We start from the raw sequence: 11,664 nt of genomic DNA, 5'->3' as shown, positions 1-11,664 counted from the left end.
GCCCCAGCGGGTCGGTTCGTCCCGGGGGTACCGGAGGCGCCCGGCCGGCGATGCCGCCCTGACACGGTATGACCTCAGCCCCCGGGGAAAGGAGACTCACGTTCCCACCCCCGGGCGAGAGGAGTCCACCGATGGCAGCCGACGAGATGGGGCACGCCGAGGACGCGTGGTGGCGGTCCGCAGTGGTCTACCAGGTCTATCCGCGCAGCTTCGCCGACTCCGACGGCGACGGCGTCGGCGACCTGGACGGCCTCACCGGACGCCTGGACCATCTGTCCGGGCTCGGCGTCGACGTGCTGTGGCTGTCGCCCGTCAGCCCCTCCCCGCAGGCCGACAACGGGTACGACATCAGCGACTACCAGGACATCGATCCCGTCTTCGGCGACCTGGCGGCCTTCGACCGGCTGCTGGGCGCCGTCCACGAGCGCGGGATGAAACTCGTCATGGACCTGGTCGTCAACCACACCTCCGACGAACATCCGTGGTTCCAGGAGTCACGCGACCCGGCGAGCCCGAAACGCGACTGGTACTGGTGGCGTCCGCCACGTGAGGGACGCGAACCCAACAACTGGGGCTCCTTCTTCTCCGGTTCCGCCTGGGAGCTGGACGCGGCGAGCGACGCGTACTACCTCCACCTCTTCTCGCCGAAGCAGCCGGACCTCAACTGGGAGAACCCCTGGATGCGTCGGGCCGTGTACGCGATGATGCGCTGGTGGCTGGACCGGGGCGTGGACGGCTTCCGGATGGACGTGGTCAACCTCATCTCCAAGGACCCCGCCCTCCCCGACGCCGAGGTGCACGAACAGGGGCCGTACGGTGACGGGTCGCCTTACTTCGTCTGCGGACCCCGCATACACGACTACCTCCAGGAGATGCACCGCGAGGTGATCGCCCGGTACCCGGGCCGGCTGCTGACCGTCGGGGAGATGCCCGGGGTGACGGTCGAGCAGGCCCGCCTGTTCACCGACCCGGCACGTGCCGAGCTCGACATGGTCTTCCAGTTCGAGCACGTGGGGCTCGACCACGGGCGGGGCAAGTTCGATCCCCGCCCGCTGCGGCTCACCGACCTCAAGGCCTCGCTGGGCCGCTGGCAGTCAGGCCTCGCCGACGTCGGGTGGAACAGCCTGTACTGGAACAACCACGACCAGCCCCGGGTGGTCTCCCGGTTCGGTGACGACGGACCGATCCACCGGACCCGGTCCGCGACGATGCTCGCGACCGTGCTCCACCTGCACCGGGGCACGCCGTACGTCTACCAGGGCGAGGAACTCGGCATGGCCAACGCGCCCTTGCGTACCATCGAGGACTTCAGGGACATCGAGTCCCTGAACCACTACACGGATGCGCTGCGCGCGGGGGCGGAACCCGAAGACGTCCTGCCGGGACTACGGGCGATGGGCCGCGACAACGCCCGTACACCCATGCAGTGGGACGCGTCCCCGCATGCGGGGTTCACCACAGGTACCCCGTGGATCCCCGTCAACCCGGACCACACCGAGGTCAACGCCGAAGCGGCCCTCGCGGATCCCGACTCCGTCTACCACCACTACCGTCGGCTCATCGCCCTCCGGCACCAGGAACCGGCCGTCGTGCACGGCGACTTCACGATGCTGCTGCCGGACGACGAGCGGATCTACGCGTTCACCCGCAGGTACGGCCGCACGGTGCTCCTGGTCGTCGGGAACTTCACCGGCGACACGGCCTCGGCCGTGATGCCCGCCGGATGGGACGGCGCCGAACTCGTCATGGGCAACGGTCCGTCGGTCCCCCCGCGGCCAGGCCGCCTGGTGCTGGCTCCGTGGGAGGCGCGGGTGCACCGGCGCAACGACTGACCCGAGCGGGCGTGGACGGCGACCGATGATCCCTCCGGCGCCGGGTACGCGGATCCCATGACCGTCTACGGATTTCACGCCTCCCATGAACAAGTACCTCCCGCCGACCTGCTGGCAGCCGCCGTGCGCGCGGAAGGCGCGGGCTTCACCGCCGCGATGTGCTCGGACCACTTCTCACCGTGGAGCGTCCGGCAGGGCGAGTCCGGCTTCGCCTGGTCCTGGCTCGGCGCGGCGCTCCAAGCCACCGACAGGATCCCCTTCGGAGTGGTGAACGCCCCGGGCCAGCGCTACCATCCGGCGATCGTCGCGCAGGCGATCGGCAGCCTCGCCGCGATGTACCCAGGCCGCTTCTGGGCGGCGCTGGGAAGCGGTGAGGCGTCCAACGAGCACATAACCGGCGGCCGTTGGCCGCGTAAGGACGTCCGGAACGCGAGACTGCGCGAGTGCGTCGACATCATCCGGGCGCTGCTGCGCGGCGAGGAGGTGAGCCACGACGGGCTGGTGACCGTGGACCGGGCCAGGTTGTGGACCCGTCCGGAGACGGTGCCACCCTTGGTGGGGGCCGCGTGCAGCGAGGCGACCGCGCGGTGGTGCGCTCAGTGGGCGGACGGCCTGATCACGGTGAACGCGCCGCGCGAGAAACTGCTCCGGATCGTGGACGCCTACCGTTCGGCGGGCGGCGTCGGCCGGCTGCACCTCCAGGTGCACCTCAGCTGGGCCCCCGACCTCGCAACCGCCCAGGAACTCGCCCACGACCAGTGGCGCACCAACGTGCACGGGCCGCCGGCGAGCTGGGACCTCGACTCTGCCGAGCTGTTCGACAACGTCAGCGAGCACGTCTCTCCGGACAGGGTCGCGGAGTCCGTCAACATCTCCGACGATCTCGGCCGGCACGCGGCCTGGCTCCAGGAGTACGCCGACCTCGGCTTCGACGCCGTCATGCTGCATCACGTCGGCAAGGAGCAGAGCGCCTTCATCGACGCGTTCGGCGCGAAGGTGCTGCCGCAGCTGGATGTCACCCGGCCCCCGGCCGCCGTCGCGGAGGGTGCCCGATGAGGCTGACCCGCACCTCCGACCTGTGGTGGAAGAACGCGGTCGTCTACTGCCTGGACGTGGAGACGTACCAGGACTCCGACGGCGACGGCACCGGCGACTTCGCGGGCCTGACACAGCGGATCGACCACTTGGTGCGCCTCGGCGTCACCTGCGTGTGGCTGATGCCGTTCTACCCGACGCGGGAGCGCGACGACGGCTACGACATCACCGACTTCTACGCCGTCGACCCCCGGCTCGGCACACTGGGCGACTTCACCGAGTTCGTGCGCACCGCCCGCGACCGGGGCATCCGGGTCATCGCCGACCTGGTCGTCAATCACACCTCCGATCACCATCCGTGGTTCCAGGACGCCCGCTCCAGCCGCACGTCGAAGTACCGTGACTGGTACGTCTGGTGCGACAGCCCGCCGGAGGACGGCCCCGAGGGTGTGGTCTTTCCTGACGTCGAGAAGAGCGTGTGGGAGCACGACGAGACCACCGAGCAGTACTACCTGCACCGGTTCTACAAGCAGCAGCCCGACCTCAACGTCGCCAACCCGGCGGTCCGTGACGAGATAGCGCGCATCATGGGCTTCTGGACGCAGCTCGGACTGTCGGGATTCCGGGTCGACGCGGTGCCGTTCCTGCTGGAGACCGACGGCCAGCAGGACGCGGACCAGCTGCCCGACCCGCACGAGTACCTCGCCGACCTGCGGGCCTTCCTCGGACGTCGCAGCGGTGACGCGGTTCTGCTCGGCGAGGTGAACCTGCCCTACCCGGACACCGCGAAGTTCTTCGGCGACTCGGAGTCCTCCCGCGGTGACGAGCTGACGATGTGCTTCGACTTCATCGGTATGCAGCAGATGTACCTGTCGATGGCGCGGGGCGAGGCGGCCCCTCTTGCGGCGGCTCTCCGGCAGCGCCCCGCGGCGCCCCGCGACGCGCACTGGGCGACGTTCGTCCGCAACCACGACGAGCTCACGCTCGACAAACTCGACGACGAGGAGCGCGCCGAGGTGTTCGCCGCCTTCGGCCCCGACAAGGACATGCAGCTCTACGACCGGGGCCTGCGCCGCCGTCTGCCGCCGATGGTCGACGGCGACCGGCGGCGCGTGGAACTGGCGTACAGCCTGCTCTTCTCCCTGCCCGGCACACCGGTGCTGTTCTACGGCGAGGAGATAGGCATGGGCGAGAACCTCGCCGCCGAGGGCCGGCAGGCCGTCCGCACCCCGATGCAGTGGACGCCCGACAAGAGCGGCGGCTTCACCGCGGGGGAGGGAGCGGAGCTGCCCAATCCCGTCGTGACGGGTGCGTTCGGCCCGACGCGGGTCAATGCGCACGACCAGCGGCACGACCCGGCTTCGCCGCTGGGCCGGATGCGGACGCTGATCGAACGCTACCGGGAGACCCCCGAACTGGCCTGGGGCGACTACCGGGTCATCGACGCGGACGATCCGGGCGTGCTGGTCCACCTCAGTTCGCTGGAGGGCGGCGCGGTGCTCGTGCTGCACAACTTCTCCGAGCGGTCCGTCACCGCCTCCGTCGAGGTCCCGGGGCTGAGGGGCGGCCGGCTGCTCACCGATGTCTTCACCGGTGACACCCTCAAGTCGGCGGCCGCCGGCCTCGTCGATGTCGCGCTGGACCCGTACGGCTACCGGTGGCTGAGGGTCAACACCCCACTTGACGATCCGGATCGGGCGACAGCGGTGTGATCCGACGCGCGAGGTGTCCGACCACACGGTCTCCCGGTGCCGCGGGACGGTGGACGGTGTGAGGTGACCTCGGTACGACGCCAAGCTCGACCGAATCGAGCACATCCTGGATTGCTTCCCGGACCGGATCTTCGCGTTCGGCGAGTTCGGCCCGCTCGGGATCCGGCCCGTTCGGGAGCCCGGCGGAGAGGAAGACCCTGTGGTCCGCCGAGACGGTGAAGTCGAACCGCGTCTCGACCGCGTCGAGTTCTCGCTCGCTCACGCCCGGCCCGATCTCGGCTCGGAGCAGTCGCTGAAGGTCTCTGGCGGTTTCCGCGGAAACGCTCTCATAAGGTCACAACGCTCTTTCAGAGGCGGGTCGCCGTCTGCGGGGTGGCGACGCCGTTCAGACAGTGGTCGAGGAGTGCGTGCAGGCGGGAGGCGGGCAGGGACGGGTTGGCCGCGGCACCCTCTGCGGTGCGGGGGTCGGTGAGCAGCGCTTCCAGAGTCGCCGGTGCAAGCGTTGGGTTGGCGGCGGCTGCCCGGCGTACTGCATCGTCGGGGTCTTGCAGTGGAGGTTCGGCCAGGTTCGGGTCGGCTGCGGCCAGGGCGCGTACTTCGGGGTCCGGGTGGCCGAGGAGGTGGGTCCGGCCGGTGTGGGGGAATGCCGGCAGGGTCAGCAGGTGCGGACGGTGGGCCGGGCGGGTCACGAAGACATCCAGGAGAAGGGGCGCCGGAGCCAGCGGGTGGTGGCAGGCCAGCCGGATCCGTACCTCTTCGTCCTCGTCCAGCGCCAGTGCCCCGACGAGTGGTGCGGGCAGGCCGGGCCAGCTCGCCGCGACCTGGCGAAGCACCGGTTCCGGGGACGCCGCGCAGGTGGCGTACCAGTCGGGCGGCGGCTCGGTAGCCGGCTTCGTGATCGGGCAGGTGCAGTCGGGGCCGTGCCCGACGACCACTTGCACCGCCTGGAATTCGGCCCAGGTACGGATGGAAGACTGAAGACGAGCGCGCATTCGCACGTCCTCGTCCGGATCCTGCCTCAGCTCCGCCGCCGCTTCCGGTCCCAGGTCGGGCCGGGTGGCGATCAGCCTACGGATCTCTGCATCCGGGTGGCGGGCGAGCCGGGCGAGGGCGTCAGCCGGCGTATGGCGGTTCCGGGCCAGCGGGTGTACCTCGTCGTCCGTGAAGCACTGCTTTACGACCGCCGGTGACAGGGCACAGGTGCCGAGCACGAACCACCTGTTGCGTGGCCCAACGGACGGCAGCTTGGCCTCCACCGCCTCCGGATCCAGTACCCAGCTGGTCTCCCGCGCCGCCTTCCGCACCACAGGGTCCGGGTCGTCGAGCAGGGCATCGTGCTGTGCAGCGGTCAGCGACTGCCACTGGTAGGCAGCGAACAGCCGCAGGGCGGGATGATCGTGACCGGCCATGTCCCGCGGGAAGGACGGAGGGACCTGCCGGGAGGACCACAGCTCCCCGACAATCTCCTTTGCGGTGACCTTGCCGTCCTCGCCTCCTTCCTCAGCGGTCAGGAACGTGACGAGGATGTCGTCCGGCAGGGGCCGAACCCACCGTGGCTGGGGCCGGGGACCGCCGGCGAGAGACGCACGGACGAGGCCCGAAGGGTCCGACGCCAAAGGAGCCAGTCGTTCGGGGTCGAGGTGCCAATTGCGGGCGAGAGCCTTGCGAATTCGCTCGACCGGGTGGCGCACAGCCTCGTCGATGACAGCGTCCGGCAGGTCGCGGCCCTCGCACATCAACAAGCCGGCCTCACCGGCGCCTTCGCCCAGGAGACGAATCAGCACGTCGGTAGGCGCCGCCGTGTTGAAAGCGATGCCTCGCAGCCACAGTTCATGAAGAGAGTCGGACACCACGTCATCCTGCCACCTTGACGGTTCAGCCCGCCGCACCGATGGCACCTTCCTGGCGCATCATGCGCCCCCCTGACCGCACGCGTGGATCTGGAAGTAGTGCGCGAAGAGCTCAAGATCAATCGTCACGGATCATCATCTCTGCTGCCGGGCCAGCGGCCCCCGGTCAGCTGGCGATCCGTACGGCCGGGCTGCGGCCCGGCGGCCACTCAGAGGTGGCCGTCCAGGAACTTCCGCAACTCGGCCGTGGTCATAGGCCCCGTACTGTGCGCCACCGCCTCCCCCTCCTTCAGCAGGACGCAGGACGGGGCTCCGGTGATCCCGTATCGCTCGGTTGCGGTCGGACATCTTTTGATGTCGGCGCGGACGGCCGTCAGGCGGCCCGCGTAGTCGTCGGCGATGCCACCCACGACGAGGTCCATCACCCGGCAGGGCTCGATTGCCTTGGGCCATGCCCCGGTGAAGTGTGCGAGGACCGGAACGCTGCTCACCCCGACGATGAAATCGAACTCCGCGTCCTCACGAGCACGATGAACTCTGTTTGCCATGGAAGCTCCTCACTGCACGTCCGTCATTGCATTCCCATCATCCCTCTCGCGGTGTGTCAGGTCGGCCCGGTCGGTTGTCTGGTTGGCCTTTCGAAGGGAGGACGGGGCCCCTGAAGACAAATGGTCCCCGCCCCTGACTGCCTCGGAGGAGCTCATTCAGAAGATCTTGAGACTGCCGCCACGGGAGGTCCAGGTGGGGGCCCATCCATTGATCGGGGCTGTCTCCCACTTGTGCCAGAGAGCGTGGTCCGTGCCGGTGGCGAATACTTCCAGGCGGCCGTCGGCATTGCGCGCGGCCCTGATGCTCGACAAGCCGGGATCAAACGCCATGGCGGCTGGTGTCGGCGTACTGGCGTATGTGGGGAAGTAAGTACGGATGAACAGGCTATGGCGCTGCTCCTGTGACGGCCCCAGCCGGCAGAGATCAGGGGTGCCCACTGGTGGTCGAGGATGATGCGGGGATGACTGATCAGGGCTCTGTCGCGATTTCGGCGCTGGTATTCGATGAGGAGCACGTGTCCGTGCTCGTCGGGGGCCCGGTGAGCGCGGAGCGCTTCATGGTGGGGGGTGCCAGCATCGTCATAGGCCCGGCGGAGACGGTGATCACCGTGGAAGCGGGGGACTCGCCCGCCGGGAGCGGTGTGTGGAGTGCGGAGGAGGTCCGTCTGACCGGGCCTGCACCGGCTTCGGTCACAGAGCGACTGATGGGATCGCCCTGGGCCGCGGACGAAAGCTCGTTGCAGATCCACATTGCGGTACGCCTTGGGGAGCAGGCCCTGTACCTCGGCACCGCCAAGGTGAGCCGGGCCCGCACATCCGACGGCGTTCTCACCAACTGCGAACTGCGCTTCGAAGCACCCCTGAGTCGACAGCTCCTCAATCGGGTACGCCCACCGCTTCCCGCCGTAGACCTGCCGGGCCTGGAGTGGCTCAGGAACGTGAAGGGTGACCGTGCGGCAGCGCTGGACCAGTTCATCACCGGCTGGTACTCAGACGCAGACGCTACCGAACCGCCTGCCACCTGCTCTCCGTCGTGCCTGCCTGCTGGACTGAGGCAGCTGTACCGGCTTGCGAGGCAGCGGCCGAGCGCCCTCGGAACCCAGAACAGCATCCTGCCCGAGCCAGGTCTGCACACCGACCACCTGGGGGAGATGCTTGTCTTCGGCGTCGAGAACCAAGGAGGCTTCTTCTGGTCACTCCTGTGGACCCTCGACGGACCTGAGGCCGATCCGACTGTCTGGTTCCGTGAGTTCGACGAGGAACCGATCGCCGAACAAGAACCACTCAGCGGCTTCCTGATCCAGTTCTCCCTCTTCGAGGCTTCCATGAGCGCCGACTACCTGGCACTGCCGCGCACACTCACGGCGGCACAGGTCGCTCGATTCACCGAAGCGCTGCACCTTGTGCCCCTGCGCCCCTTCTGGCCGTGGGCGCCCACTCACTTCTACGTGGCCCCTGGCCTCGTCGTGCATGTCAGCAGTGAGGACGGCGAAAAATTCGATGCCTGGGCCGGCGCCAGCCACCGAAGCGCCCTGGCACCGCTAGCCGATCTGCCCGTCGACTGGATCCGCTTCGACGGCTGACATCACAAGCCCAGCGACAGAGTCGAGAGGAAGGACGGGAGCGTGGATCTTCGTTACTTCAATCAGACCGGCTGGACCGCGGTCTTCAATGGCACCGAGACCGAGATCGGCCGTATGGTGCGGGTCGAGGCATGGGACCCGGCGACCGGAACGGCGCTTGTCGTCGACCCGAAGCGAGGAGCCATGCGTCCCGTAACGGACTACGAGGACTTCTCTCACCTTGCGAAGGCCGACCAGGTCGTGGCCGCAATTCCGGGTGGCGGGTGGCGGGTGGCGGGCCCACTGGAAAGACGAGGGCCCAGGGAACACCCCGCTCACGAAACAGGTGCTCGCCTGGCTGATCACCTCGCACGGTCGGGCAACGGCCATCACGATGGATGCTCACGGGCATGTTGACGATGCCGACAGCGCCGACGCCTACATCCCTCCGGGCGAGGAGCTGGGCCAGGACTGAGTCCCCGGATCAGGCGACTTCCGTCTCTCGCTCGATGACGGGCGATTCTTGGGAGACCGAAGGGTCGGAGACCACCGGCCCGAACACGCCGGTCTCGGTCCGCAGCGTCCCGACATCCGCGAGGCAGTCCCTGCCCAGCGCGACCGCGAGGTGCTGCGCCTGAACGTCGCACGCCTCTACGGATGGCCAGCCACCGCCACCACGTACGAGCACGTGAAGCAGTGGCTCCGCCCGCGCTACTGCACGATCGTCTGGCACCGCACCCGTACGTCGGGCACGCTCGTCGACCTGGTCGCCGCCGACTCGATGCCGTGCCCGGCCGGCCAGCGTCGCGCTCTACCGGACGGGCCCGGAACGCGTCGCGCGCCCGGGCCCGTCCCGTATCGGTGCAGGTCAGCGGACCTGGACGGATGCGACCAAAGTGTTCAGGTCCGGCCAGAGCTTCTTGTTCGTCTCCGGCAGTACGACCCACAGCACCGAGGGGCGGACCCGCCCGGTGTCGACCACGAGGACCGCGTTCAGGTCCATCGTGGACGGCACCCCGCGTTTGTGGAAGTGGATCTCGCTGACCAGCAGCCAGGCGTCATGTCCGTCGACCTTCAGCGGCTGCGAGGCGACGTCGACCAGGATCGCCTGGTCGCGGGGGTACTCGTAGCGCCGCCGCTCGTCCATCACCGCGCCCGCCACGCCCCGCAGCTCCCCGGTGCCGCCGGCCGCGGCCATGATGTCCTCGTCGACCTGCGTGGACTTCACGAGTGCGCGCTGGCGCCCCTCCTGCTTGCGGGTGAAGCCGTCGAAGACCGGATCGAGCGTCTTGCTCCGGTCCCACGTGCCGCCCAGCTCCGCGTACTCCAGGGAGGAGTCCGTGACGGTGCCGATGACCGGCGAGCCCTCGCCCGGGTAGTCCGGCACCTTGGCGGTCCCGGTGAGCCGCCGCTCCTCGGGCAGCGGGGAGGCGCCGGGGGTGAGAGTGGGCACGGGGATACCCCGCTGCGGGGCGTCCGCGGTGCTGCCCGCGCAGGTGGCGGACGAGGAGTCCGGTGTGCTGTGCGCCTGCTGGACCACCTTGCCGCCGACCAGCACGGTGCACGTGAGACTGCCCCCTTCCTGGTCCTCGCGGCTTCTGACCTCCAGATAGAAGTCGGCACCCGCCGCCAGCTCGACGGTCTTGCGGTACGGCAGGATGACGACCCCGTGGGGCTCGTGGTTGCCGTTCGCCGCCCCGACGGTGAGGTCCACCGAGGGGTGGTCGCCCGTCGCGATGTAGGTGACCTCGACCCGCCGGGATCCCTTGTCCGGGGATGCCCCATCGTCGCTCGGGTCGCTGACGGCCAGGCCCAGGCCCACCGCGCCGAGCGCGACCACCTCGAAGAGGATCACCAGGGCGCCGACCAGGTAGAACCCGCCCGGGATCCGGTCGAAGGTCTTCTTGCCGCGGCCGGAGTGGAACTCGCGTCTCGGCTGGGATGTCTGCGTCATGTCGTCCTCCCCCTCACGCCCGGCCGCTGTCGCCGGACCGGCGGCCGGCCGGCTCGTCGGCGAACCGCGTGGCCAGCAGCCCCGCCTCCCGCGCCTCGTCCAGCACCCGGTGCAGGTCCTGGAGCCGGGACCGGTCGGCGAGCCCCTCGATCTCGGCGACGGCCAGCTCGTCCCGCACCGTGTTCACCACCAGCTCGTGCATGTCCTCGCCAAGTTCCTCCAGCTCTCGTACGGCCTCCCACTCGCGGTACGCCGCGTCCGCCGCGCGGGTGTTCTCGGCGTACCGCTCCAGCGCCTCCACCCGCTCCTCCAGCGCGCTCGACGACAGCCGCAGCGCATGCCGCTGAGTCCGCAGGACCTCCTCCACCCGCGAGCCGGAGGCGTCCCCGGCAGCGATGCGCACCCTCCGCGCCAGCCGGGTCAGCTCGGCCAGGCGCTGGGCGATCTCGTACTGTTGGGCCGGCAGCGTCACGTCGTTGGCGATGTCGTCCAGCAGCCCGTCCCGGTCGACCTGCGACTGGAGTACCGCCGTCACAGCGGCCTGGGCGCGCTCCATCCGGCGCAGCGGCGAGTGACCCAGCAGCTCGCGCAGGGAGTCGTCGCCGAAGTCCTCGGCCAGGTAGTAGCGGCCGTGGCGCAGCCGGGCCACCCGCTGCCGCTCGCCGGTCCCGCAGCCGAGGACGACGATCAGCAGCCAGGCCAGCAGGTGCACGCCCACGACGGTCAGGATGAACGCCTCGAACCCGAACTGGACCCCGACCCAGATCAGCCCCGCCTGCGCCGCGAGTCCGACGGCCAGGCCGGGCAACACGCCGATCAGCGCCCACAGGATCGTCACCGGCAGTAGCGCGCACACCGCGGAGACCCCCAGGGCCGTCCAGATGTCCGCCTTGGTACGGCCGCCCAGCCCCGGCTCCTCGGGCAGCGGCAGCGTGGCTGGGAAGAGTCCGTCGGCGGACTCCTCCAGCAGCGCCCGCTCCGCGTCCTCGAGGGCCGGATCCACCACCGGCCGCAGCGCAATGTCCTGCGCCATTCAGCAACACCCCCCACAGGTTGGGGAGATCGTGACACACGCCCCGGGGGCTGCCCACGCCACCCCTGTTCCGGCCGCCGACTGAGACGGCGCGTATTGACCGACCGTAAGAAGCAATACACCGAAGTCAGCGCGGGC

Annotated in this window: 10 protein-coding genes and 1 pseudogene; 5 read left to right on the top strand and 6 right to left on the bottom strand. The window is 69.4% G+C overall.

The window, feature by feature from the left end:
• Positions 1-131 precede the first annotated feature (131 nt).
• From ACFYQ6_RS28310 to ACFYQ6_RS28295, 4 genes and pseudogenes are all read left to right on the top strand, one after another.
• Positions 132-1,832, top strand: a complete 1,701-nt coding sequence (locus tag ACFYQ6_RS28310) for an alpha-glucosidase (RefSeq protein ID WP_388765603.1) — start codon at positions 132-134, stop codon at positions 1,830-1,832.
• A 57-nt stretch (positions 1,833-1,889) separates the two neighbouring features.
• Entirely contained in the window at positions 1,890-2,888 is a 999-nt protein-coding gene (locus ACFYQ6_RS28305) for a TIGR03885 family FMN-dependent LLM class oxidoreductase (RefSeq protein WP_388765601.1), read from the top strand.
• Positions 2,885-4,579: an alpha-amylase family protein gene (locus ACFYQ6_RS28300; RefSeq protein ID WP_388765599.1), complete on the top strand. Its 1,695-nt coding sequence runs from the start codon at positions 2,885-2,887 to the stop codon at positions 4,577-4,579. The genes ACFYQ6_RS28305 and ACFYQ6_RS28300 overlap by 4 nt, the downstream gene beginning before the upstream one ends.
• A 67-nt stretch (positions 4,580-4,646) precedes the next feature.
• Positions 4,647-4,748 (top strand): annotated as a pseudogene (locus tag ACFYQ6_RS28295) (IS630 family transposase); the annotation flags it as partial.
• A 178-nt stretch (positions 4,749-4,926) separates the two neighbouring features.
• On the opposite strand, the gene ACFYQ6_RS28290 reads toward ACFYQ6_RS28295, so the two are convergent.
• The 3 genes from ACFYQ6_RS28290 to ACFYQ6_RS28280 form a co-directional block, all read right to left on the bottom strand.
• Positions 4,927-6,429 (bottom strand): hypothetical protein, encoded by a 1,503-nt coding sequence (locus ACFYQ6_RS28290; protein ID WP_361581569.1) that lies wholly within the window; start codon positions 6,427-6,429, stop codon positions 4,927-4,929.
• 209 nt (positions 6,430-6,638) lie between these two features.
• Complete coding sequence (locus tag ACFYQ6_RS28285) at positions 6,639-6,977, bottom strand: thioredoxin domain-containing protein (protein WP_361581567.1); 339 nt, start codon at positions 6,975-6,977, stop codon at positions 6,639-6,641.
• A 156-nt stretch (positions 6,978-7,133) separates the two neighbouring features.
• Positions 7,134-7,289: a hypothetical protein gene (locus ACFYQ6_RS28280; RefSeq protein WP_361581564.1), complete on the bottom strand. Its 156-nt coding sequence runs from the start codon at positions 7,287-7,289 to the stop codon at positions 7,134-7,136.
• A gap of 149 nt (positions 7,290-7,438) precedes the next feature.
• Between ACFYQ6_RS28280 and ACFYQ6_RS28275 the strand changes: the two genes are divergently transcribed.
• Positions 7,439-8,560, top strand: coding sequence for a hypothetical protein (locus ACFYQ6_RS28275; RefSeq protein WP_388765597.1), 1,122 nt, complete (start codon positions 7,439-7,441; stop codon positions 8,558-8,560).
• Between the two features lie 463 nt (positions 8,561-9,023).
• On the opposite strand, the gene ACFYQ6_RS28270 is transcribed toward ACFYQ6_RS28275, so the two are convergent.
• From ACFYQ6_RS28270 to ACFYQ6_RS28260, 3 genes are all read right to left on the bottom strand, one after another.
• Positions 9,024-9,227: a hypothetical protein gene (locus tag ACFYQ6_RS28270; protein ID WP_388765826.1), complete on the bottom strand. Its 204-nt coding sequence runs from the start codon at positions 9,225-9,227 to the stop codon at positions 9,024-9,026.
• Between the two features lie 180 nt (positions 9,228-9,407).
• Complete coding sequence (locus ACFYQ6_RS28265; RefSeq protein ID WP_388765595.1) at positions 9,408-10,493, bottom strand: hypothetical protein; 1,086 nt, start codon at positions 10,491-10,493, stop codon at positions 9,408-9,410.
• A gap of 13 nt (positions 10,494-10,506) precedes the next feature.
• A complete protein-coding gene (locus ACFYQ6_RS28260) occupies positions 10,507-11,526 on the bottom strand; it encodes a hypothetical protein (protein WP_388765593.1) in 1,020 nt (339 codons plus the stop codon).
• Positions 11,527-11,664: the final 138 nt, after the last annotated feature.

The organism is Streptomyces sp. NPDC005494, assembly GCF_042872025.1.
GTDB lineage: Bacteria > Actinomycetota > Actinomycetes > Streptomycetales > Streptomycetaceae > Streptomyces.
This window is presented reverse-complemented; position numbering and strand designations above follow the sequence as displayed.

Excerpts from the sequence above, each read along its gene's own strand:
- ACFYQ6_RS28310 (WP_388765603.1), top strand. The coding sequence starts at position 132 with ATGGCAGCCGACGAGATGGGGCACGCCGAGGACGCGTGGTGGCGGTCC.
- ACFYQ6_RS28305 (WP_388765601.1), top strand. The coding sequence starts at position 1,890 with ATGACCGTCTACGGATTTCACGCCTCCCATGAACAAGTACCTCCCGCC.
- ACFYQ6_RS28300 (WP_388765599.1), top strand. The coding sequence starts at position 2,885 with ATGAGGCTGACCCGCACCTCCGACCTGTGGTGGAAGAACGCGGTCGTC.
- ACFYQ6_RS28285 (WP_361581567.1), bottom strand. The coding sequence starts at position 6,977 with ATGGCAAACAGAGTTCATCGTGCTCGTGAGGACGCGGAGTTCGATTTC.
- ACFYQ6_RS28275 (WP_388765597.1), top strand. The coding sequence starts at position 7,439 with ATGACTGATCAGGGCTCTGTCGCGATTTCGGCGCTGGTATTCGATGAG.
- ACFYQ6_RS28265 (WP_388765595.1), bottom strand. The coding sequence starts at position 10,493 with ATGACGCAGACATCCCAGCCGAGACGCGAGTTCCACTCCGGCCGCGGC.
- ACFYQ6_RS28260 (WP_388765593.1), bottom strand. The coding sequence starts at position 11,526 with ATGGCGCAGGACATTGCGCTGCGGCCGGTGGTGGATCCGGCCCTCGAG.